General features: G+C 76.1%; 21 protein-coding genes. 10 read left to right on the top strand and 11 right to left on the bottom strand.

Annotated features, from left to right (window positions below; all coding sequences use genetic code 11):
- Positions 1-67 precede the first annotated feature (67 nt).
- A complete protein-coding gene (locus tag ACFVHB_RS30505) occupies positions 68-1,624 on the bottom strand; it encodes a PQQ-binding-like beta-propeller repeat protein (RefSeq protein ID WP_380328671.1) in 1,557 nt (518 codons plus the stop codon).
- A gap of 254 nt (positions 1,625-1,878) precedes the next feature.
- On the bottom strand, positions 1,879-2,559 hold the full coding sequence (locus ACFVHB_RS30500) for a hypothetical protein (RefSeq protein ID WP_380328669.1): 681 nt from the start codon (positions 2,557-2,559) through the stop codon (positions 1,879-1,881).
- A 531-nt stretch (positions 2,560-3,090) separates the two neighbouring features.
- Here ACFVHB_RS30500 and ACFVHB_RS30495 point away from each other — a divergent pair.
- Together ACFVHB_RS30495 and ACFVHB_RS30490 are read left to right on the top strand one after the other, a co-directional pair.
- Complete coding sequence (locus tag ACFVHB_RS30495) at positions 3,091-3,474, top strand: hypothetical protein (protein WP_380328667.1); 384 nt, start codon at positions 3,091-3,093, stop codon at positions 3,472-3,474.
- 21 nt (positions 3,475-3,495) lie between these two features.
- Positions 3,496-3,807 carry a hypothetical protein gene (locus ACFVHB_RS30490; RefSeq protein ID WP_380328665.1) on the top strand — a complete coding sequence of 104 codons (312 nt, stop codon included), beginning with the start codon at positions 3,496-3,498 and terminating at the stop codon, positions 3,805-3,807.
- A gap of 151 nt (positions 3,808-3,958) precedes the next feature.
- Here ACFVHB_RS30490 and ACFVHB_RS30485 read toward each other — a convergent pair whose 3' ends face one another.
- The gene (locus ACFVHB_RS30485) at positions 3,959-4,894 is read right to left on the bottom strand and encodes an NADP-dependent oxidoreductase (protein WP_380328663.1); all 936 of its coding nucleotides are present in this window, start codon (positions 4,892-4,894) and stop codon (positions 3,959-3,961) included.
- Between the two features lie 171 nt (positions 4,895-5,065).
- On the opposite strand from ACFVHB_RS30485, the gene ACFVHB_RS30480 reads away from it, so the two are divergent.
- Positions 5,066-5,479, top strand: a complete 414-nt coding sequence (locus ACFVHB_RS30480; protein WP_380328661.1) for a winged helix-turn-helix transcriptional regulator — start codon at positions 5,066-5,068, stop codon at positions 5,477-5,479.
- Between the two features lie 338 nt (positions 5,480-5,817).
- Here the strand turns inward: ACFVHB_RS30480 and ACFVHB_RS30475 are convergent, their stop codons facing one another.
- Both ACFVHB_RS30475 and ACFVHB_RS30470 read right to left on the bottom strand, forming a co-directional pair.
- Positions 5,818-6,537: a hypothetical protein gene (locus tag ACFVHB_RS30475; RefSeq protein ID WP_380328659.1), complete on the bottom strand. Its 720-nt coding sequence runs from the start codon at positions 6,535-6,537 to the stop codon at positions 5,818-5,820.
- A gap of 119 nt (positions 6,538-6,656) precedes the next feature.
- Positions 6,657-7,154, bottom strand: a complete 498-nt coding sequence (locus tag ACFVHB_RS30470; protein WP_380328657.1) for a MarR family winged helix-turn-helix transcriptional regulator — start codon at positions 7,152-7,154, stop codon at positions 6,657-6,659.
- A gap of 151 nt (positions 7,155-7,305) precedes the next feature.
- Between ACFVHB_RS30470 and ACFVHB_RS30465 the strand changes: the two genes are divergently transcribed.
- From ACFVHB_RS30465 to ACFVHB_RS30450, 4 genes are all read left to right on the top strand, one after another.
- Positions 7,306-8,331: a DMT family transporter gene (locus tag ACFVHB_RS30465; RefSeq protein ID WP_380328655.1), complete on the top strand. Its 1,026-nt coding sequence runs from the start codon at positions 7,306-7,308 to the stop codon at positions 8,329-8,331.
- 346 nt (positions 8,332-8,677) lie between these two features.
- Positions 8,678-10,795 carry an elongation factor G gene (fusA, locus tag ACFVHB_RS30460; RefSeq protein WP_380328653.1) on the top strand — a complete coding sequence of 706 codons (2,118 nt, stop codon included), beginning with the start codon at positions 8,678-8,680 and terminating at the stop codon, positions 10,793-10,795.
- A 167-nt stretch (positions 10,796-10,962) separates the two neighbouring features.
- Entirely contained in the window at positions 10,963-11,358 is a 396-nt protein-coding gene (locus ACFVHB_RS30455) for a hypothetical protein (protein ID WP_380328651.1), read from the top strand.
- Positions 11,359-11,506: 148 nt separating this feature from the next.
- Complete coding sequence (locus ACFVHB_RS30450; RefSeq protein WP_380328649.1) at positions 11,507-11,872, top strand: hypothetical protein; 366 nt, start codon at positions 11,507-11,509, stop codon at positions 11,870-11,872.
- Positions 11,873-12,028: 156 nt separating this feature from the next.
- Here ACFVHB_RS30450 and ACFVHB_RS30445 read toward each other — a convergent pair whose 3' ends face one another.
- The 4 genes from ACFVHB_RS30445 to ACFVHB_RS30430 form a co-directional block, all read right to left on the bottom strand.
- Positions 12,029-13,588: an alpha/beta hydrolase gene (locus tag ACFVHB_RS30445; RefSeq protein WP_380328647.1), complete on the bottom strand. Its 1,560-nt coding sequence runs from the start codon at positions 13,586-13,588 to the stop codon at positions 12,029-12,031.
- A 227-nt stretch (positions 13,589-13,815) separates the two neighbouring features.
- The gene (locus tag ACFVHB_RS30440; RefSeq protein WP_380328645.1) at positions 13,816-14,796 is read right to left on the bottom strand and encodes a helix-turn-helix domain-containing protein; all 981 of its coding nucleotides are present in this window, start codon (positions 14,794-14,796) and stop codon (positions 13,816-13,818) included.
- A 205-nt stretch (positions 14,797-15,001) separates the two neighbouring features.
- The gene (locus tag ACFVHB_RS30435; protein WP_380328643.1) at positions 15,002-15,640 is read right to left on the bottom strand and encodes an NAD(P)-dependent oxidoreductase; all 639 of its coding nucleotides are present in this window, start codon (positions 15,638-15,640) and stop codon (positions 15,002-15,004) included.
- 97 nt (positions 15,641-15,737) lie between these two features.
- Entirely contained in the window at positions 15,738-16,691 is a 954-nt protein-coding gene (locus ACFVHB_RS30430) for an EamA family transporter (protein ID WP_380328641.1), read from the bottom strand.
- Between the two features lie 99 nt (positions 16,692-16,790).
- Here ACFVHB_RS30430 and ACFVHB_RS30425 point away from each other — a divergent pair, with 99 nt between their 5' ends.
- Complete coding sequence (locus tag ACFVHB_RS30425) at positions 16,791-17,294, top strand: MarR family winged helix-turn-helix transcriptional regulator (RefSeq protein ID WP_380328639.1); 504 nt, start codon at positions 16,791-16,793, stop codon at positions 17,292-17,294.
- 96 nt (positions 17,295-17,390) lie between these two features.
- Here the strand turns inward: ACFVHB_RS30425 and ACFVHB_RS30420 are convergent, their stop codons facing one another.
- The gene (locus tag ACFVHB_RS30420; protein WP_380328637.1) at positions 17,391-18,635 is read right to left on the bottom strand and encodes an alpha/beta hydrolase family protein; all 1,245 of its coding nucleotides are present in this window, start codon (positions 18,633-18,635) and stop codon (positions 17,391-17,393) included.
- Between the two features lie 127 nt (positions 18,636-18,762).
- On the opposite strand from ACFVHB_RS30420, the gene ACFVHB_RS30415 reads away from it, so the two are divergent.
- The gene (locus ACFVHB_RS30415) at positions 18,763-19,728 is read left to right on the top strand and encodes an ArsR/SmtB family transcription factor (protein ID WP_380328635.1); all 966 of its coding nucleotides are present in this window, start codon (positions 18,763-18,765) and stop codon (positions 19,726-19,728) included.
- A 31-nt stretch (positions 19,729-19,759) separates the two neighbouring features.
- Here ACFVHB_RS30415 and ACFVHB_RS30410 read toward each other — a convergent pair whose 3' ends face one another.
- On the bottom strand, positions 19,760-20,692 hold the full coding sequence (locus ACFVHB_RS30410) for a methyltransferase domain-containing protein (protein WP_380328633.1): 933 nt from the start codon (positions 20,690-20,692) through the stop codon (positions 19,760-19,762).
- A 29-nt stretch (positions 20,693-20,721) separates the two neighbouring features.
- Here ACFVHB_RS30410 and ACFVHB_RS30405 point away from each other — a divergent pair, with 29 nt between their 5' ends.
- Entirely contained in the window at positions 20,722-22,206 is a 1,485-nt protein-coding gene (locus ACFVHB_RS30405) for a PLP-dependent aminotransferase family protein (RefSeq protein WP_380328631.1), read from the top strand.
- Positions 22,207-22,256 lie beyond the last annotated feature (50 nt).

The raw sequence follows: 22,256 nt of genomic DNA, 5'->3' as shown, positions 1-22,256 counted from the left end.
CGGGACGGTCAACTGCCCGCGCGGCCGAAGGCTGAACGGCGCCGGGCCCTGGGCCGGAGCGGGACGGTCAGCTGCCCGCGCGGCCGAAGGCGATCAGGTGGCCGTCCTTGGTGCCGACGAACACCCGCCCGTTGTCCGTCGCCGGGACGGAGAACCTGCTGACCGTGCCGAGGGGGAAGCTGCGCCGCATCTTGAGCGTGCCGTTGACCGGCACCGGGTCGTAGACCCGCAGTTCGCCGTTCTGCCCGCCCGGGCCGGTGCCGGAGTAGATCAGCCAGACCAGCGCCGAGCCGGAGGCCGTCCCGTCGGAGGTCACCACCGGCGAGCCGGACGCGTAGCCGAAGCCCTCGGCGCTCGTCCCGGCGCTGGTCAGCTGCGGATCGCCGGAGCCGTTCACCGCGTACTTGAGCGCGCGCAGCGACCCGTAGTTCTCGATCAGGTAGACGTAGCCGCCGTCACCGCCCCACACCCCGGGGTGGCCCCAGACGCCCTTGTACGGGCCGGTGGTGCCGACCACGGCGTCGGTGCCGTTCGGGCCCTGGCCCATGCCGCCCAGGTTGTCGCGGTCCAGCAGGAAGATCCGGCCGTCCTTGCCGACCTGCACCAGCAGGCGCGGGTGGGAGGACGTGCCGAAGCCCGCGGGGAGCGCGGCGGGGCCGCCGGAGCCGAGGTCCAGGTCGTTGTGGGCGAGGTCCCGGTTGTTGCTCGGGCTGAAGAAGTCCTTGGGGGCGAGGCTGCCGTCGGCGTTGACGCCGAGCCGGACCACCGAGTCGGCGAAGTGCCCCTGCGGCTTGTTGCCCGGGCCCTTGGGCGGTGAGGACTCCGTGCCCGCGCCGTTGCCGGTGGCGATGAAGATCCGGCCGGCGCCGTCCGAGACCAGGCCGCCGCCGCTCATCCAGACGCCGCCGTTCTGCGACTTCGACCCGGACTCGGTGGACCAGAGGGTGAGCTTGCGGCTGCCGGTGTTGACGCCCGCGACGTGGCCGACGTAGGTGCCGGTTCCGCAGTCCGAGGCGAAGCCGAAGTACACCGCGCCGTCCAGCAGCAGCAGTCCGGCGCGCTGGGCGGAGGTGTCCGGGTTGAACGGGACGCCGGGGCTGTTCACCGGGTCGCCCTGGACGGTCACCGGCCAGCCGCCGCGCTCGGCACCCGAGGCGACGTCCAGGGCGTGCACGGAGAAGTGCGCGCCGCCCTCGGCGGACTTCGCCACCAGGTAGACGGTGCCGGTCGCCTTGTCGTACACGGGCGTCGAGGTGATCCCGGTGCCCGGGGAGAGACAGGCGGTGTTCGACGGCACGGGGGTGCCGAGCGCGCGCTCCCAGAGGATCTTCCCGTCGGTGGCGCTCACGCCGTACACGTGGTTGGTCTCGGAGGCGACCACCACGGTCGAACCGGCCACCAGCGGCTGCGCGTACACCGCGCCGTCGACGGCCGTGGACCAGCGCCGGCCGAAGTCCGCGGCCGAGACCTGCGCCGGGCTCAGGTTCGGCTCGGCCGCGTCCCAGCCGGTGCGCTTGCTGTTGACGGAGACGGTCGGGTTGTCGGCCCGCGCGGGTATCGCGGCGGCCAGCGAGCCGGCAGCGGCCGCCGGGGCGAGCAGCGCGAGCCCGGAGAGCAGGGACACGGCCCTGCGGCGGCCCCTCGGGCGCGGGGGTGGGTGGAGTCGGCTCATTCGATCCGCCTTGGCTGTCGGGGGAGGAGGGGTAGGGCGCTGTGGCGTCATTCTGTGAACGCCCGCGCCGTACCGCATCCGCCCGCCGTGCCCGCCCGGCCCCGTTCACGCCCCGGAGGGAACCGGCTGCGCCGCCCGGCGTCCTCGGGCGGCGCCCGGACGGCTCAGGACCCCCGGGAGCTCAGGGGCTCAGGGGCGCAGGGGGCTCAGGAGGTGAGCGACTTCGCCAGCACCAGGGCGAGCGCGCCCTCGGCCAGCGCCTCCGCCGGGGCGTTGACGCCGTCGTTCGGGCCCCGGTCCTTCCGCACCTCGACGGAGTAGACGTGGCCGTCGGCCAGGAAGTAGACGATCGGCTGGGAGCCGTCCTTGCGCTTCGCCAGCACCGCCTCCTGGCCGACACCCGGCACGGGGGCGACGTCGGCCTGCGGGTCCGCCTTGACGGTGGCGAGGACGGTGGGCTTCACCTCGTGGATCGACGCGTACGACTGGCGCGAGCCCCAGGTGCAGCCCCAGACCGGGCTGCCGTCGCTCGCCGGGTCGGGGTGGGTGCCCGTGAACGGGCCGGTCGTCCCCACGGCGGCGATCACCTGGGGGGAGGTGAGCAGGGTGCAGGCGTCCGCGGGCCGCTTGGCCGGCGCCCCGGTGGGTGCGCCGGTGGGTGCCGCGCCCGACGGGGCCGGGGCGGAGGCCGGGGCCGAACTCGCCGGCGGGGCGGCCGGGGTGGACGCGCCCGCGCCGGCCGTGGCGGCGGTGCCGGCGGGGGAGGAGGCCGCGCTCGACCCGCCCCCGCCGCCGGAGGAACACCCGGCCAGCGCGGCGCCCGCGAGCGCCAGTGCGGGCAGCCAGAGATGCCGACGGCCGGTCCGGAACGGTGACGTGAGCTGCATGGGAACCCCCTCCGCTGGCGTCCGCCGCGGCTGCGTCGGACTGCGACGGGCAGGAGCATAGTGGCCGCGGCTGCCCGTTATCTCCGCTTTCCGCAACGGGAGTTGTACGGTTTCGTCACGGGCGCGACGAGGGTCGGAGGTCCCCGGGACCGCGGCTCGGGTGAGCCGGCGCCACCGGCGCCGAACGGGCGGTCCGGGCACCGGGGTGGTGCGCGCACGCGCGGTCGGGCTCCGGTCGGCGCCGCCGTGGGCCGGCCTGACCTGCCCCGATGCACCGCCGCCCCATACCAGGACGGGTCGCGCGGCGCCCGGCCCTACACCATCGGCTCCCCGGACGGGTGATGTTCGGGTGAAAGTGGTCATGCCAGGAACGGCGGACCGGCATCCTTGGGCCGTGGCCGGGCGCACCGGGGCGTGCCGGCACAGCAGCCGCAGCAGGCGGACCGGGCGGGTCCCAGTGACGAGCGGACCCCACACCAGCGGATCTCCTGACAGGCGGATCTCGCGACCAGGCGGACGGAGGCCCAGACATTGAGCACGAACCTGCCGGAGACCGTGGCGGACGGCCGGGCCGTCCTGCCGGCGCCGTCCCGGGTGGTCGACGACCTCGCGCGTGACCTGACCCAGGCCGCGGCTGCGGTCCGGGCGGTCTCCCGGGGCGCACGCGGCGGCGGGGACGTGGCGGTCGCCGCCTACACCGCGGTGGTCTGCACCGGCCGTTCGACGGCGCGGGCGCTGGAGGAGGCCGCCGCCTGGTGCCGGCAGGCGCCCGAGGCGGAGGTGCACTCACTGGCCTGGGCCCGGGTCCCCGGCCATCGCGACGACGTCTTCGAGTACCGCGTCACGCTCGCCGTCAGCTTCCCCGACCACGAGACCGGCGAGCACGCCGGGGACACCCACCACGCGCCGCGCTGACACCGGGTTAGGATCCCCTTCATGGATTCTGGGGGTACGAACGACATGCGCGACGCGGTACCGGGAGAGCGCCCGGAGGACCAGCCGGGGCAGGGCCCAGCGCGGCACTCGGGGGAGCGTGAACTCTCCACCGGTGTGGCCGTGCTGGCCGCCGTCGTCGCGGCGCTGGGTGCGGCAGCGGTGCTGCTGGCCGTCTTCCACTGGCTGGGCTGGACGGTCCCCGGCCTCGGCTGGCTGCTCGCCAAGGGCGCGGTCAAGCTCTGCGCCGGCGGAGCCTTCGGCCTGGTGGCCGGGCTCGCCTGGCTGCGCCAACGGCGTTCCGGCCGGGAGTAGTTCCAGGAGTGGTTCGCCGGCGGGAGGCCCCGCGGCCGGGGGGGCGTGCCGGAGGGCCGGTGACCGAGGTGGTCACCGGCCCTCGTGGCGACCGGCGGCAGGGGCGGGTCCGGCCGGCCGTGCCACCCGGTGCGCCCGGCGCGCGGGCGGCTCAGGGCACCAGGACCAGCCGTCCGCGCAGGCCGCCACGGTCGAGCCGGCGGTGCGCCTCGGCGGCCCGCTCCAGCGGGTGGGTCGCCGCCACCCGCAGGGTGAGGCACCCGCGGGCGGCGAGACCGGACAGTTCGGCGAGCTGCGGGCCGTCGGCGGCCACCCAGACGGTGGCGACCCGGATGCCGCGCAGGCCCACCGGCGCCCCGCCGGAGACGGCGACGAACGCCCCCCGGTTGCGGACCGCGCCCAGCGCCAGGACGCCCAGCAGGGCCGCGTCCAGCGCGCCGTCCACCCCGCCCGGGACCAGCGCCCGGACGTCGGCGGCCAGGTCGCCGGTGCCGCGCGGGACGAACCACTCGGCTCCCAACTCCCGTACCAGCGCCTCGTCCTCGCGACCGGCCACGGCGACCACCCGCAGCCCGCGCCGTGCGGCCAGCTCGAGCGCGAAGCCGCCCACCCCGCCCGCCGCGCCGGTCACCAGCAGGGTGGCGCCCGCCGGCAGGTCGAGCAGGTCCAGCGCCTGCATCGCGGTCAGCCCGTTCAGCGGCAGCGTCGCCGCCTCGGGTGCCGGCACCCCGGCCGGCGCCGGGGCCAGCGCCGAGGCGTCCAGCACCAGGTATTCGGCGTAGGCGCCCAACGGGACGTCCAGGCGGTCGCGCAGGCCGATCACCCGCTCACCCGGGGCGAAGCCGGCCACCCCGGGACCGACCCGGTCGACCACCCCGGCGACGTCCCAGCCGATCCCGACCACCTCGCGCGGCCGCATCAGCCCGGCCTCCGCCAGGACTCCGGCCCGGGTCACCGCGTCCACCGGGTTCACCCCGGCGGCCTCGACCCGCACCCGCACCTGGCCGGGGCCGGGTACGGGCACCGGGACGTCCACCAGTTCGAGGGCCTCGGGGCCGGCAAAGGCACGGACGACGACGGCACGCATGGGCGCACTCCTTCGGAAGGGCTCGTGAACGGAACGGCTCGCAGCGGAACGGCTCGCGGGCGGAAGGCCCGGCGAGCGGAAGGGCTTGCGAACAGTGCCCACGCTAGGGAGAGTTGCTCTCCAGGAGGAAGTACGCACCGGGAAGTGCGTACCGTACGGGGAGGAGAGCCCATGGCCACCATGACCGCCGCCCAGCGCCGCGCGGCCGAGCGGGCCGGCTTCGACGCCTATCTGGCCGAGTGCCCGGCCCGGCAGCTGCTCGACCGGATCGGTGACAAGTGGGTCAGCCTGGTCGTCAACGCGCTCGCCGACGGCCCGCAGCGCTACAGCGACCTGCGCCGGCGGTTGGCCGGGGTCAGCGAGAAGATGCTCACGCAGACCCTGCGCGCACTGGAACGCGACGGCCTGCTCACCCGCACCGTGACCCCGTCCGTCCCGGCCCGGGTCGACTACGCGCTGACGCCGCTGGGGGCCGGGCTGCTGCCGCTGATGCGGTCGATCAAGACCTGGGCCGAGCAGAACATGCCCGAGGTGCTCGCCGCCCGCGACGCCTACGACACCCGGCAGGCCACACCAACAGGATGACGGACCGTCAGCTCGCCTTCACCGCGTGCCGGGCAGTCGCCGCAGCTCGCCGACCTTCATCAGCCGGGCGAGGACGAGGTGCCCCGGCGCCGTCGTGAACGCCACGGCGGCCAGCGCGCCGGCGGTGGACCACGTTCCGCTTCCCGGCCCGGCGCAGCCGCGCGCTGCGGTCCAGCCCGGCGCTGCGGCCGGACCGGCGGCACGCAGCAGCTCCCGTAGGCGCGGCGCAGGTCTCCGTCGTCGATGCGGCCTCCGAGCCGCCTGCGCGGCAGGGGTGCGGTTCCGCGCCGGCCGCGGCACCGGCGGGAGTCGCGGACGCCCGGGAGCGTCCGGGCGGGTCAGCCGTGGAGTTCGTGGGCGCCGGCGTTCTTGGTGACGGCCTCCCGCAGCGGGTCGAGGCGGTCGACCAGCTTCTGGAAGTCGCCCGTCCGGCCGTCCGACCACTGGCCGACACCCACCACCACCGCGCGTCCGACGGCGCCGAACGACTGGACCTTTCCGCTGTCGGCGGGAAGTGCCGGCAGCCCCCAGCCCAGCGGCGCGTCCTGGGCCGGCACCTGGAACTCGGTGAAGTTCCGCGACAGTTGCATGACCAGGTGCATGGTGTCCACCGGATCCTGCAGGGTCAGGACGGCGAGGCTGAACCGGTTGTCCCGGTCGTCCTTGTAGAGCGCGACCTGCTGGCCGAGGCAGCCCTTGCTCTGCTTGACCAGCGCGCTCAGCCGCGGGCCGACCGAGCCGTCCGGGGTGCAGGAGGTCAGCGCCTTCGCGGTCACCCTGGTGTAGACGGTGCCGGAGGCGCCCTTCACCTCGGCGGGGAAGGCCTGGTCGAGCGGCACCGCCGGGCGGGCCGAGGCGGCGGCCGACGGCGCGGCGGACGCCCGGGCCGGTCCGGCCGCCTTCCCGCCCCCGCCGTCCTCGGCCGGTTCGAGCGTCTTCACCACGCCGAAGGCCACCGCGGCCGCGGCGAGCGAGAGCGCCAGGTTGCGCGGCCACACCGCCTTCTGCTTCGGCGGCGTCGGGCGGTCCGGATCTGGGAGGTTGTCACTGCTGGTCACGACGGAACACTAGCGATCACGTCGGACGAACTGAAGTTCGGCCCGGTGGCGTGCCCGGCGCCCGGCTCCCGCCGGTGCCCCGCCGCGGCCGGGCCGGGCGCGTCCGGCCCGGCCAACGGTCAGCCTCCGGTGGGTGGTTGGGTGTGGTCCAGGCGGTGCTGCCAGGCGGTGAGCAGCGTCTCCAGGGTGGCCGCCTCCTCCGGGGTGAGCAGGTCGAGCAGGCGGTGCTCGTTGCGCATGTGCGCGGTGAACGCCTCGTCGATCAGCCGGCGGCCCGCGTCGGTGAGGGCGACCACGCGGCCGCGGCCGTCGTCCTCACTGCGCCGGCGGGTGACCAGGCCGGCCCGCTCCAGGCGGTCGATCCGCTTGGTCATCGCGCCGGTGGTGACCATCGTGTGGGCGGCCAGCTCGCCGGGGGCCCGCTCGAACGGGGTGCCCGCGCGGCGCAGTGCGGCGAGCACGTCGAACTCGCCCTCGCCGAGGCCGTAGCGCCCGTACACCAGGCAGAGCTCGTCGGTGAGGCGGTCCGCGAGCCGGTGCAGCCGGCCGATCACGGCCTGCGGGGAGACGTCCAGGTCGGGGCGTTCGCGGCGCCACTCGGTCTGGATGGCGGCCACGTGGTCCGTCGGGCCGGGCGCTGGTGCGGCTGGCGGCCCGGCGGTCGGTCCGGTCGCGGGTGCGGTCGTCGGCCCGGCTCCGGTCGGTGGCTGGTGCGGCTCCATGGGGCCATCCTAGCGCGATAGCTTCCGGGGAAGTTATATTGCTTCCGTGGAAGCCAATCTGCGCTGGGTGCTGCTGACCGCCGTCGCGCCGGTGGCCTGGGGTGCCAACTACTACGTCACCCGCGAGTTCCTCGCGGCCGACCGCCCGCTCTGGGGCGCCGCGCTGCGGGCCCTGCCGGCCGGGCTGCTGCTGCTCGCCCTCTGCCGGAGGCGGCCGCACGGCGCCTGGTGGTGGCGCTCGGCGGTGCTCGGGCTGCTCAACACGGGCGTGTTCTTCGTCCTGCTCTACGTCGCCTCCCAGCTGCTCGCGACCAGCGTCGCGTCGACCGTGATGGCGGCCTCCCCGCTGGCGATGATGCTGATCGCCTGGGCGCTGGTGGCCGAGCGTCCCGCCCGCGCCCACCTGGCCGGCGCGGTCGTCGGCCTGGGCGGCGTCGCGTTGATGCTGCTCACCCGGGCCGGCGCGGTGAGCCTGCCCGGGCTGGCCGCCTCGGTCGCGGCGATGCTGGTCTCCTCCTGCGGCTACGTGCTCGCCGGGCGGTGGCGGGACGGCGCCGACGCCCTCGCATCGACCTCCTGGCAGCTGACCGCCGGCGGTCTCCTCCTGCTCCCGCTCGCCGCGGCCGTGGAGGGCGCACCGCCGACGCCCGGGCCCTCCGCGCTGCTCGCCTTCGGTTACGTCACCCTGGTGGCCACCGCGCTGGCCTTCGCCGCCTGGTTCGCGGGCCTGCGGCACCTGCCGGCCGGAACGGTCGGCCTGCTCGGGCTGCTCAACCCGCTGACCGGCGTCCTGCTCGGCACCGCGGTGGCAGGGGAGGAGCTCGGCCCCCTGCAGGTGGCCGGACTGCTCCTGGTGCTGGCCGGCGTCCTGCTCGGCCGCCCGCGCTCGCGGCCGCGCCCGGCCCGGCCGTCCCGCCCGGAGCCCCGGCCCGGCCGTCCCGCCCGGAGCCCCGGCCCGGCCGTCCCGCCCGGAGCCCCGGCCCGGCCGTCCCGCCCGGAGCCCCGGCCGGCCGCCGCACCGACGGCGGGAGGCGGGGAAAACCCGGTGACCGGTGCGGGCCGGCGTGCCTAGACTCGGCTCGCAGCCGCAAGCCGCCACCGTTCGGGGGGCGGTGCCACCGTGACGAGTTGAGGGAGGGTCAGTCGTGCGCTACCGCACCGCTGTCGTCGTTCCCTCCTCGCGGTACGAGGTGATCCTGGTGTCCTCGTGCGTCCGGTGCCCGCTGCGCGGCCGGCACCGGATGCCCGCGACGAACGCCTGACCGGCTGATCACCTGAACCCACCGCCGGGCCGCCCCTGTTGACCCGGGGCGGTCGCCCGGTTCCGTGGCGGCCCCGGGCCGCCCGGCGAGCCGAGGAGGTTCCGTCGCCGCAATCGCGCAGCCCCTTCTCCGGAACACCCCGAAAGGCACCGGGCCGTGCGCACCGACCCCTTCACCACCACCGTCCAGACCATCGCCGCCGTCCGCAACCTCGGCATCCTCGCCCACGTGGACGCGGGCAAGACCACCGTCACCGAGCGGATCCTCTACCTCACCGGTGAGACCCACAAGCGCGGCGAGGTCCACGACGGCACCACCGTCACCGACTTCGACCCGCAGGAGCGCGCCCGCGGCATCACGATCTTCGCCGCGGCCGTCAGCTGCGGCTGGGACGGGCACCGGATCAACCTGATCGACACCCCGGGACACGTGGACTTCGCCGACGAGGTGGAGCGCTCGCTGCGGGTGCTCGACGGCGCGGTGGCGGTCTTCGACGCCGTCGCGGGCGTGGAGCCGCAGAGCGAGTCGGTCTGGCGGCAGGCCGACCGGCACGGCGTGCCCCGGATCGCGTTCGTCAACAAGCTCGACCGGGCCGGCGCCGACCTGGACGCCGCCGTCGACTCCATCCGCGAGCGGCTGCACCCGGCCCCGCTGGCCGTCCAGCTGCCGATCGGGCGCGAGGACGGGTTCACCGGCGTGGTGGACCTGGTGCGGATGCGCGCCCTGACGTGGGTGGACCTCTCCTGGCCGGACGGCTACCGCGAGGGGCCGGTGCCCGAGGAGCTGCGCGAGGAGGCCGAGCGCCGCCGGCACGCGCTGGACGAGGCGGTGGCCGGGCTCCACCCCGGCGCGCTGGAGGAGTTCTGCGCGCAGGGGTCGCTGACCCCGGGCACGCTGGCCGCAGCCCTGCGCGAACTCACCCTCACGGGCGAGGCCGTGGTCGTGCTCTGCGGCTCCGCCTACCGCAACCGGGGCATCGAACCGCTGATGGACGCCGTGGTGGCCTACCTGCCCTCGCCGCTGGACGTGCCCGCCGTGCGCGGCACGCTCGGCGGCGCCGAGCGGGGGCCGGGGGAGGAGCAGGAGCGGGCCGCCGACCCGGCCGGCCCGTTCGCGGCACTGGTCTTCAAGGTGAACGCCACCCCCACCGGTCGGCTCACCAGTCTGCGCGTCTACTCGGGAACACTGCGGAAGGGGGACACGGTGCTGGACGCCGGCACGGGACGCACCGAGCGGATCGCGCGCATCCTGCGGGTGCAGGCCGACCGGCACGCCGAGACCGAGGCGGCGGTGGCCGGGGACATCGTCGCGGTGGTCGGGGTCAAGACCGCCCGCGCGGGCGCCACGCTGTGCGCGCCCGGCGCGCCGCTGGTCCTGGAGCCGGCCGTCCCGGCCGACCCGGTCGTCACGGTGGCCGTGGAGGCCCGGCGGGCCACCGACACCGACCGGCTGGCCGCGGCCCTGGCCCGGCTCGCCGAGGAGGACCCGTCGCTGGTGGTCCGCACCGACCCGGAGACGGGCCAGCGGGTGCTGTCCGGCATGGGCGAGCTGCACCTGGAGGTCGCGGTGGAGAAGATCCGCCGCGAGCAGGGGCTGGAGGTCACCGTCGGACGGCCGCAGGTGGCCTACCGGGAGACCATCGGCGGTGGCGTCTCCGGTCTCGTCCACCGGCACGTCAAACAGGACGGCGGCGCCGGCCAGTTCGCCCACGTCGTCCTCGACGTGGCGCCGCTGGGCGGCGGCGAGGGCGCCGAGGGAGGCGAGGGGATCGAGGGACCGGACGTGGCCGAGGGGTTCGTGTTCCGTTCCACCGTCACCGGTGGACGGGTCCCGAAGGAGTACGTGCAGGCGGTCGAGGCCGGCTGCCGGGACGCCCTCGCCGAGGGCCCGCTGGGCGGCCACCGCGTCACCGGCGTGCTGGTCACGCTGACCGACGGGGCGACCCACCCCAAGGACTCCTCGGACCTCGCCTTCCGCACCGCCGGACGGCTCGCCCTGCGCGAGGCGCTGCGCCGGTGCGACCCGCTGCTCCTGGAGCCGGTCGCCGAGGTGACGGTGACGGTGCCCGAGGACGCGGTCGGCGGCGTGCTCGGTGATCTGGCCGCCCGCCGCGGCCGGGTCCAGGGCTCGGCACCCCGCGGCGGCACCGCGGTGCTGACGGCGACCGTCCCGCTGGCCGAACTCTTCGGCTACGCGACCGGGTTGCGCAGCCGCACCCAGGGCCGGGGCACCTTCACCACCCGGCCCGCCGGCTACGCCCCGGCACCGCGGTAACGGCCTCCGGCCGGGCCTCGCCTCCCCGAGGGGGTGGGGCCCGGCGCGGTCCGCCGTCGCGCATGGTGGTGTTCGTGGACGATGCGGCCTTCGGGGAACGGGAACCGAACGCGGGTTCATGATCGTCTCCGGTTCGGTACGGACGGACGACCGAGCGGGGGCGGGGCATGGCGAAGGCGGCGAGGGTGACGGGCGTGGTGCTCTGTCTGCTGGTGGCGGGCGTCGTCTGGCTGCTCGGCATGATGTCCGGCTTCGAGACCCGCCCGACCCGGGCGTGCGTCACCGAGCTCGAAGGCTGGGACCCGGTGGAGTACCGGGCGCCCGAGCACAAGGACATCCGGATCGAGGAGTCGCTCTTCCCGCCCTCGCACGTCTGCCGCTGGCCGGACGGCCGCTCCGTCGACCTGGTGCCGTGGTGGAACGCCCCGCTGCTGTTCGGCGCGCTGGGCGGGGCGGTCGCGCTGCCGGCGTACCCGCTGGTCCGGCGCGCCGTCGCCCGGCGGCGGGCCGGCCGGCCGGACCACGTCGCTCCGGCGTCGCGTGCCGTCCGCACCGAGCGGTAGCCCGGCCGCCGGACCGACCCCCTCCCGGAGGATCGTCGCCGGTTCCCCCGCCCCGGCACCCTGTCAGTCGTCAGGGACCGCCGGGGCCGGACCCCTCCTACGCTGCTGACCACTGGCCAGCTCAGCCACATCAGAGGGAGATCCACCCATGCGCAAGATCCTCCACGCCGCCGCCGCGCTCGCCCTGGCGGCCGCCGCCGTGACCACCCTGGGCACCACCGGCGCGCAGGCCGCCGACGGCTCCTGGGACGGCTGCCCGTACGGGGCGGTCTGCATCTACGGTGAGGGCGCGCCCACCTCCACCCCGCCGACCGACGTGTTCTGGAGCTACGGCGCCCACAACCTGCAGAACAAGCACGGCTGGCACTGGGTCCTCAACAACCAGTCCGGCGGCGCCCACGCCCACCTGTGCCTCGGCTACAACGGCACCAACTGCAACTACGACATGCCCGCCCAGAACGGCGTCTGGGCCGACCTGGGCCCGGTCAACTCCATCACCCTCGACCGCCCCTGAGGAACCGCCCCGGGGGAACCATCCCCGAAGAACCTCGAACCTGACGGACCGTCACCGAGGAGGCGCCCCTGACCGACCCGCTCCCGAACTCCGCCCGTGGCCGCCGGATGCCCCCCGGCGGCCACGCCGCTGTCCGCCCCGGAAGCACCCCGGGGATCAACTCGCCCGGGGGGACGGGCAGGTGAGGTCCTGCTCGGGTGCCCGGCCGGCCAGCAGGTAGGACTCGACCGCGTCCCGGACGCAGGTGTTCGGCCCGGGGTACTGGCCGTGGTCGCCGTTGCCGGTGACCGTCACCAGGCGGGAGCCGCGCAGCGCGCGGTGGGCGGAGAGCGCGGCCTCGTAGTAGGTGGCCGGGTCGTGCACCGAGTTGAGCATCAGGGTGGGCGGCAGCCCGGCTCCGGTCACCCGGACCTTGGGCGCGGCCGGGGCCGGCCAGGAGGCGCACACGGCGGCGAAGGCCAGGGTCCGGGCGCCCACCAGCGGATACCGGGCGGTGTTCTCGGCACCCCGGGCGGCCCAGACGGACAGGTCGCGCGTCCACGCGGTGTCGTTGCACGTCACGGCGAAGAACTCGGCGAGGAAGTCCGCATCGAGGTACTGGCCGAAGACCAGCTGCGCCGTGGCCCGGGCGGTCCGGTCGGCGCCCGGCCAGTCCTCCAGGGCGGCCAGGGCGGCGGCCAGGGCGGGGAAGCCGTCCCGCTCCCGGTAGAGGGCCTTGATCGTGCCGTTGTCCAGCTGGTTGGGCCCGACGGTCAACGTGCCGTCGACGAGCGGCGCGTCGTGCAGGGCGGCGCGCCGCCGCTCCCAGCGGGCCCCGGCCTCGGCCGGGGTGGTGCCGTAGTGGTACGTGCTGTCGTGCGCGGCGAGCCAGGGCAGGAAGTCCTCCTCGAAGCGGCGCTGGAAGCTCATCGGCTGGCCGAGCTGGAACCGCTCCCAGCTGCCGTCGAAGCCGACGTTGCTGTCCAGTACCATCCGCTCGACCCGGTGCGGGAACAACGAGGCGTAGTACGCCCCGATCATGGTGGCGTAGGACGGGCCGTAGTAGCTGATCTTCCGTTCGCCGAGCAGCGCGCGGAAGAGGTCGAGGTCGCGGACGGTCTGCTCGGTGGTCAGGTAGGGCAGGAGTCCGCCGCTGCGCTGCTCGCAATCGGCCGCCAGCTTCCGGGAGTCGGCGATGACGCGGTCCTGGGCGGCGGGTGAGGCGTCGCGGAAGTCCCCGGCGAAGAAGGCCTGGACCTCCTCGGGCGTCTCGCAGACGGCCGCGGTGCTGCGGCCCACCCCGCGCTGGTCGAAGCCGACCACGTCGTACGCGGCGCCGACGGCCGGTGCGTCGCGGACGAAGTCGGCGGGCCGCAGCAGGCCCTTGCCGCCGGGACCGCCCGCGGCCATCAGCAGTGTGCCGCGCCGCTGTGCCGGGTCGGCCGCGCGGTGCCGGGACACCGCGATGCTGAGGTCCGGGCCGGCGGCCGGGTGGTGCCAGTCGCGCGGGACGGCCATGGTGGCGCACTCCAGCGAGGGCGCCCCGGCACAGGGCTGCCAGGCGAGTTGCTGCTGGGCGTACCGGGCGGGCACGGCGGGCGCGGCCGAGGCGGTCCCGGCGCCGGCGGTGGCGGGCAGGGCGACGGCGGCGAGCAGCACGGCCGCCATCCCGGCGAGCGACGGCCGGCGCCGGCGCCCGAGGGACGAGGCGGACGGGGCAGGAGTGGTGACGTTCATGCCATTGATCATCGGCGCGCGGGGCGGGCCGATCGATGGTGCGCGCATCCGTCTTCGGGGTGGTGCCAGGGACACCCCGGGACCGGTGGCCGGCACCCGGTCCGGCGCGCCCGACGGCACCCGGCCGGGGGCCACCGCGGCCCCGCGCCCCGGTCGGGCCCGGGCGCGGGGGCGCCGGATCGCTGGAGTCGGTGACGGGATCGGCAATCCCCCTGTGGGGCCGGCGCTCACATCGGCAGGTCGTCTCCAGCGCCATGAAGTCCGGGCCCGAGCGGCGCGCTCTGGGACGGGTCACGTGCAGGGCCTGTCGACACCGCGCGCCGTGCGGACCGGAGGGCGGTCGCGCGGTGCTCGGTGGGCGTGACGCCGTACGCTTCGCGGAACGCGCGGCTGAAGGCGGTGGCGTTGGAGAAGCCCCAGCGGCCCGCGATGGCCTGAACGGGGTGGTTCCTCAGCTCGTGGCGCGCGAGGTCGGCGTGGCAGCGTTCGAGCCGTTTTCGGCGGATGGACGCCGCGACGCTGAGGGGTTGCCCCTGGAAGAGCGCGTAGAGGCCGCGCAGGGAGAGGTGGTGCCGGTCGGCGACGGTCCGGGGCGTCAGGTCCGGGTCACCGAGGTTGTGCTCGATGAAGGTGACGATCCGTTGCCGCATGACCCGGGCGCGGGCCTCGGCCGGTGTCTCGCCCAGGCCTCCGAGACGCTGGGCCAGGTACACGGTGGCCAGATCCAGGACGATGGATCCCAGGCGGCCGGCCTCCTCGGCCGGACACTCCGGACCGTGCCGGACGAGTGCGCCGAGGAAGTCGGCGAGTATCGCTCCTGCTCCCCCGGTCACGGGGACGGGCCGCGCGAGGAGGCGGTCCAGTCCGGTCGACTCCAGCGGCAGGACGGACCGGGGCATCCGCAGCACGATCGCCCGGGCCTCCCCACGACCGGAGGCGCCGTTGTCCGCCACGGCGCCTGAGGTGTCCGTCCATGCCGTGTCCCCCGCCGTGGCCCCCTCATGGCCGGGTCTGGAGACGGGGAAGGCGCCTCTTGTCACCAGCGCCAGCCGTAACTGTTCGGGATCATCCCGGCGGACCCGGGCCGGAGCAGGACGTGGCCGGGCCGGCGGGAGGGCGAAGGTCGACAGCCGTACGGGCCCCAGCCCCAGGCCGGTGATCTCGGCGCGGAAGTCGGCCAGGTGTTCCGTGCCGAGTGCGAGGAGCATCACGTCACCCGGCCCCGTCCCACTGGACGACGTGGACCTGTCGGCCGACGACACGGCCGTGGCCGGCGCACTCGGACATCCCACGAAAACCTCCCCATGCTCACGGTGTGACGGGACCCGGTCCTCCCGCCGGCGGCGGGGGAGGCGCTGCCGGTGGAAGGAGCGGTCGGTGGCCGGGTGTGGCCGGCCTCAGTACGCGACGGCCTCAGTACGCGACGGTGAAGCGGCTGCGGTGGTGGGCGGGCCGCTCGGCCTCGTCGAGCAGGGCGACGGCGAGGTCCTCCATCGAGATGGCGGAGGTGCCGTCGGCGTCGACCAGCAGTTCGTCCCGGCCGAGGCGGTAGCGGCCGGTGCGCTCGCCCGGGGCGAGGAGGGCGGCGGGGCTGAGGTAGGCCCAGTCGACCTCGGTGTCGGCGCGGCAGAGGGCGAGCTGCTCCCCGCAGGCCTGGGCGATGGGCAGCCAGGACGGCGGGAAGTCGGGGTCGTCCACGACGGTGGCGCCGTCGCCCCCGGGCAGGGTGAGGCTGCCGGCGCCGCCGACGAGCAGCAGGCGCACGCCCGTCCCGGCCAGGCCGGCGAGCAGACCCTTGGTGGCGGTGGCGAGTTCGGACTCGCTGCCGGGGGCCGGGCGGGTGGCGCTGATCACCACGTCCTGGCCGGCGGCCAGCCGGGTGACGTCCTCGGCGGTGCGGGCGTCGCCGGTGGCGATGGTGGCGGCGACGGGCAGGCTGTGCGGCCGCGCCGGGTCGCGGAGGACGGCGGTGACCTCGTGGCCGCGGGCGACGGCCTCGGCCACCACCCGGCTGCCGACGTTGCCGGTGGCGCCGAACACGGTGATGCGCATGGGGTTCTCCATAAGGTGTTGATTGGCCGGGGAGGGAAGGGGTCGTACGGTCCCGGGCGGCGTGCGCCTTCGGGTGGTGCGGGTGCTCAGCGGGTGCTCAGCGGGTGCACTCGGGGACGGGCGGCTGCGCCACCCCGGGCCCGGCCGGCGTGGGCTGTCCGGCCGGGGCGAGCGGGCCCTTCGGGGCGGCCGGGCCGGTGCGCCGCTGGGTCTGCGCGACGACCAGCGAACCGAGCACGATCACCGCGCCGAGCGCCTGGACGGGGCTGAGGTCCTGTCCGAGGGCGAGCCAGCCGAGGGCGGTGGCGACCACCGGGCTGAGCAGCCCGAGGAAGGTGACGGAGGTCGGCGGCAGCGCGCGGATCCCGCGGAACCACAGCGCGTACGCGACGGCGGCGCCGATCAGGCAGAGGTAGCCGTAGCCGAGCAGGTTGGCGCCGGTGAGGTGGGACGGCGGTGCGCCCTCCACCAGGAGTGCGACCGGGAGCAGCAGCAGGCCGCCCGCGGTGAGCTGCCAACCGGTGGTGGCGAGCAGCGGGGCCGGCGAGGTCCACCGCTTGGAGAGGACGACGCCGGTGGCCATCACGACCGCGCCGCCGAGCGCGGCGGCCACCCCGAGGGCGTCGAGCTGTGCGTCGGCGCGCAGGACCAGCAGGCTGACCCCGGCCACGCCGGCGATGCCGGAGAGGAGGGTGCGCGGGGAGAGCCGGTCGCCGAGGAGGCCGACGGAGAGTCCGGCGGCGATCAGCGGCTGGAGCGAGCCGAGGGTGGCGGCGACCCCGCCGGGCAGCCGGTAGGCGGCGATGAACAGGAGCGCGAAGAACGCGCCGATGTTGAGCGCGCCCAGCACCAGGGAGCGCCACCACCAACTGCCCTTCGGCAGGCGGCGGGTGACGGCGATGAGGAGCAGCCCGGCGGGCAGGGCGCGGATCACTCCGGCCAGCAGCGGCCGGCCGGGCGGGAGCAGTTCCGTGGTGACGAGGTAGGTCGAGCCCCAGATGGCGGGGGCGAGAGCGGTCACCAGCACGATTCCGAGTCGATTCCTTAGCACTAAGCCAATGTATCTCAGCGCTAAGACACCTGGACACCGATCGACGGTGATCTCCGGTGTGAGGTATCTCACCGCTAAGGCATCGTTTAGGCTGGAGCGGTGGCAGATCACGTGGACCGAGTGGTGCGGCAGTGGGGTGCGGAGCGCCCCGACCTCGACGTCTCCCCGATGGAGGTGCTCGGCCGGCTCAAACGGCTCGCCCGCCTCGTCGACGCCGAACTGAAGCGGAACTTCGCCGAGCACGACCTGGACGCCGCCTCCTTCGACGTCCTCGCCACCCTGCGCCGCAGCGGCCCGCCCTACCTCCTCACCCCCACCGGCCTGATGCAGTCCGCGATGGTCACCTCGGGGGCGATCAGCCAGCGCCTCGACCGGCTGGAGGCCCGCGGCCTGGTCACCCGCACGCCCAGCGGGACCGACGGCCGCAGCCGCTACGTGGCCCTCACCCCCGAGGGCCACGCGCTGATCGACCGTGCCCTCCCGGCCCACCTCGCCGTCGAGCGGCGCATCCTCGCCGGCCTCGACGCACCGCAGGCCGAGGCCCTGGTGGCGGCCCTGCGCACCATGCTCACCGGCCTCGGCGACGGCGACGCGCCCGAGTGACGGCCGGCGGCAGGTGGCCGGCGACCGCGCCGCCCCGCCACCCGCTGCGGTCGCCACCCTTGCCGCCCTCGCCGCCCGGCCGGAGTGGTGGCCGCCTCAGCGCAGGTGGCGTGCGAAGAACCCGCGTACCGTCCGGTGGATCTCCGGGAGGGCGACCGCCGGATCGGCGGTGCCGATCAGCGCCTCCTGCCCCGCCGCGGTCATCAGCCCGGCGGCCCGGAGCTGCGGGAGCACCGCGGCGAAGTCGGTGAAGGTCCAGTGGCCGGCGTCGGCGACGCACCGCCGGTGCACCCACCGGCCGGACCGTGCGGCCAGCGCGGACCAGGACCGTTCCAGCTCCGCCCGACGGTCGAACCGCTCACTGCCCAGCAGGAGCAGTGGCCGGTCCACGCCGTTCGCCGTGACCGCGAACGGTTCGGCCGCACCACCGGGCACGGCGGGCGGGTGGTCGAGGAAGCCCTCCAGATTGATCCCGGCGCGCACCCGCCGGTCCTCGTGCAGCGCCTCCGTGACGGCGCTCCCGCCCGCCGAGTGCCCGTACACGCCGACCCGGCGCAGGTCGAGCACGTCGGCGAGCCCGTCCGGCAAGGGCAGTTCGGCCGCCCGCCCGAGCCGTTCGAGGACGAAGCGCAGGTCGGCCACCCGGGCGTCGATCATCCTGCGGAAGACGGACGGCTCGTCCCGCGGGTCCCGGCGCAGTTCCGTCGCCCGCACCGGCTCCCTCCGGTCGTCGGTCACGTCCGGGAACTCGACCCCGGCGGCGTCGCCGGGATGGTCGACCGAGACGACGACGGCGCCGTGGCTGGCCAGCTCCTCGGCCAGCAGCGTGCCCAGGCCGCGGGGGTCGCCGCCGCCGGGGCTGTGCAGCAGCACCGGGCGCCGGCCGGGCAGCGGTGCGGCCCCGGAGAAGGAGTGGGAGCGGGTGGCGGCCCAGTCCACGCCGGCGGCGGGCAGCTGGGGGCGGGAGCGCGGTGCGATCTGTCCGAACAGGCGCGCGGCCAGCGGCGGCAGTTGCGGCAGCGGGGAGCACCCGGTGATGTCACGCGCCGGGTAGAAGACCGTCAGCATCAACTCCCGGACCGGGATCGCGGGCAGCCACGGATCGCGCCGGGAGGCGTCGACGAGGTGGACCGGGTGGGCGCCCACGGCGTGGGGGCCGGTCGGCGCGGGAAGCGTCGGCACGACCTCGCCCGGGGCGGACGGGGCGGGAGCAGCCGAGGCCGGCGGCGTGGGAACGGAGTCCGCGCGGGCGCGGCCGGCGACCCCCAGCAGGAGCGCGGCGGAACCGAGCACGGCGGACCTGGTGACGGCACGGCGACCGATCGGAAGGCGGTGAGTCATGCCGGGCATGCTGCCGCGCCCCGCCGGGCCCCGGCGATCGTTTAGGCTCAGGCCTCAAGGCTGGCGCCCTGGCCGGGAGCAGGGCCGGGAGCAGGGCCGGGAGCAGGGCCGGGACACGGGGGCGACGTTGATCCGGATCCACCTCACCCCGGACGACTTCGCCCGGGTCACGCTGGCACCCCGGCCCGCGCCGCTGCTGGAGCTCAACGCCGCGCTGATGACGATGTGTCGGCCGGACGGCGGTTCCCTCCTGTACGGCCCGTGGCGGCGCCGCGCGCTGCGCGCCCTGCCCGGGACGGTCGAGCCGCTCGCGGACCTGGTCCCGGCCGGGCGGGCACCGAGGTTCCTGGACGTGGTGGCGGACTCCCTCCCCGAAGCGCTGGAACAGGTCCGCGCGGCCCCGGTGGCGTTGGTCGCCGCCGAACTCGAGCGGGTCTACCGGCCCGCGGGCAGGCCCGCGCCGGCCTGGGTCCGGGACCTGTCCCGAGGCGACGCCGACTCCCGGCGCCTGGTCCAGCGCGCGCAGCACGCGGCGTTCGAGGCCCTGCTCGCCCCGGTCTGGGAGCAGGTGCGGGACCTCCACCACGCCGAGTTCGTGCGCCGGGCCGTGCAACTCGCCTCGGACGGCGTCGGCGCACTGCTCACCGGACTGCTGCCCGGTGCCCGGCTGCGCGGGAGCGTCTGGGAGCTGCCCGGCCGTCCGCAGGAGCTGCACCTCGGCGGGCGGGGGCTGCTCCTGCTGCCCGGCTTCCACTGGTCCGGCGGCCCGCTGCTCGGCGACGTCCCGGGCCGCCCGCTCGCCGTCACCTACCCGGCCGGTCCCGGACACCCGCCGCAGCCGGACGGCTCCACCGGCCCGGAGGCGCTGGCCCGGGTGATCGGTGCCAGCCGCACCGAGCTGCTGCACCTGCTGGCCGAGGAGCACAGCACGAGCGGGCTCGCCCGTCGCCTCGGCGTCAGCGCCGCGACGGTCTCCGCCCACACCGCGGCCCTCCGCGGCGCCGGCCTGATCTCCACCACCCGCGCGGGCCGGGCGGTCCGCCACCGGCGCACCGCCCTCGGTGACCTGCTGATGAGGCCGGGAGCGGAGTGACCGCCGGTCGCCGGGCCGGGGCCGGACAGCCCTAAGGGTTGACGGCCACCGCCTTGAAGAAGGTGTAGTGGAACGTCCCGCCCTCCTCGGCCGTGCGGCGGAGGTCGGCGATGCCCCGGTCGAACGCGTCCGGCGTGGTGAGGCCGGCGGCGAGGGCGTCGGACCGCACGGACTCGACCATGGCGACGAAGGTGCGGCGGGTGAACCCCTCCACCAGGGCCGGGCGGCTGCCGTCGGCGTAGACGGTGCGGGGGCGGACCGTGACGTCGGCGAAGCCCGCCTCCGTCAGCAGCGGGTGCAGCCGACGGCCGATCAGGGCGTCCCCGCCCGCGCCGGACTGCAGCCGGACCAGGTGGTCCACCGTCGCCCGGGCGGCCGCGCTCTCCGGGTGGAAGAACGCCGAGCCGTGGTCCCCCTCGATCACGGTGACCGTGCCGCCCGGCCTCAGCACCCGCCGCAGCGCGGCCAGTGCCGCCGCCGGGTCGGCCAGGTGTTCCAGCACGAAGCAGACGAAGAGGTGGTCGAAGGCGCCGTCGGCGAACGGCAGCCGGTGCAGGTCCCCGTGGTGCCACGTCACCTGCGCGCCGGGCGCGTGCGCCGCCACCCGGGCGCGCGCCTGGGCGAGCGAGTCGGCCGAGATGTCGGCGGCGGTCAGGTGGATGCCGGGGCTGGCCGCCAGCAGGTGCACCGTCTGCGCCCCGACGCCGCAGCCCGCCTCCAGCACCCGGCTGCCCGCCCGGTACGCCGTGCCCGCGTGCAGCAGTTCCGCGAGCGTGTTCGCCTGGTCGCCGAGGCGCTGCGCCTCGGTCGTCGAATAGCCGTGCACGTAGCCCGGGCCGTCCGTCTGCGTGCCGCTCCGCGCGGCCGTCCGAGCGGTCGTCGGCGTGCCGCTCCGCGCGGTCGTCAGGGCAGCGGTCTGCGTGCCGCTCCGTGTGGTGTCCCGAGTGGTCGTCTCCGTGGTCATGCCCCCACCCTGGCCCGCACAATGGACCGGTGAACAGGTCCAAAGGAGCGGCTGTTGACAGGTCCAGAACCGCGAGCGCCGACTTCCTCCAGCTCGACACCGCCGACGCCCCGCCCGGCGGACTCGCCGCCTGGCTCGCCCGGCGGCTGCGCCGGGCGATCGCGGACGGCCGCCTCCCCACCGGCAGCCGGCTGCCCGCCACCCGGGTGCTCGCCGCCGAGCTGGGGGTCTCCCGAGGCGTCGTCACCGACGCCTACCGGCGCCTCACCGAGGAGGGCCAGATCGCCGGCCGGGGCAGGGGCGGCACCGTCGTCGTCGCCACCCCCGCACCGCCGCCGCCCCCGCCCGCCGGACCGCCCGCAGCGGCACCCGCCCTGTTCGACGCCGCGCCCGGCCCCGCGAGCTTCGACGCGCTGCGCGCCGCCCCCGCCCGGATCGACCTCGGGCCCGGCGTCCCCGACCTCGCCGCGTTCCCCCGCGCGGCCTGGCTCCGCGCCGAACGCGCCGTCCTCGACGGGCTCCCCGCCCACGAGTTCGGCTACGGCGACCCGCGCGGCACACCCGAACTGCGCCGGGCCGTCGCCCACTGGCTCGCCCGCAACCGGGGCATCCGAGCCGACCCCGACGAGGTGCTGATCGTCGCCGGCGCGGCCCAGGCCCTCACCCTGCTCGGCCAGGTCTTCGCCCAGGAGGGCATCACCGAGGTGGCCGTCGAGGACCCGGGCTCGCTCGGCACCCGCCAGCACCTCGGCCACTGGCTCACCGCCACCCCGCCCGTCCCGGTCGACGCCGACGGCATCCGGGTCGACGCCCTGCGCGCCACCGGCGCCCCCGCCGTCCTGCTCACCCCCGCCCACCAGTTCCCGACCGGCGTCGTGCTCGCCGGCGAACGACGCCGCGAACTCCTCCGCTGGGCCGGCGAGGGCGGCCTCGTCATCGAGGACGACTACGACGCCGAGCACCGTTACGACCGCGCCCCCGTCCCCGCGCTGCGCGGCGTCCGCCCCGAACAGGTCTGCTACACCGGCAGCGTCTCCAAACTGCTCGCGCCCGCCCTGCGCACCGGCTGGCTGATCGTCCCGCCCCGCCACCGCGAGGCCGTCCTCGACGCCAAGCGCTACGCCGACCTCGGCAACGCCGCCCTGCCGCAACTGGTCCTCGCCCGGCTGATGGAGAACGGCGACCTGGAACGCCACCTGCGGCTGCTGCGCCCGCGCCACCGGCGGCGCCGGGACGCGATGATCGCCGCGATCGGGAGTCACCTGCCGGGCGCCGTCGTGCACGGCGCCGCGGCCGGGCTGCACCTGACGGTCACCTTCCCGGCCGGCCTGGACTGCTCCGACGCCGAACTCGCCACGGCCGCGCTCGCGCACGGCGTCAAGGTGCAGCCGCTCTCCTGGCACGCCCGGCTGCCGCACCCGCCCGGGCTGGTGCTCGGCTACGCGGCCGGGGCACCGGGCGAGATCGCGGAGGGCGTCGCCGTCCTGGGCCGGCTGGTGCGGCGAATGGGGTGACGGCGGGCGCGTTGGAGGAGCGGTGGCGCGTCCGGCCCCGCTACGCTGGC

Source organism: Kitasatospora sp. NPDC127111 (assembly GCF_042677465.1).
Taxonomy (GTDB): domain Bacteria; phylum Actinomycetota; class Actinomycetes; order Streptomycetales; family Streptomycetaceae; genus Kitasatospora.
This window is presented reverse-complemented; position numbering and strand designations above follow the sequence as displayed.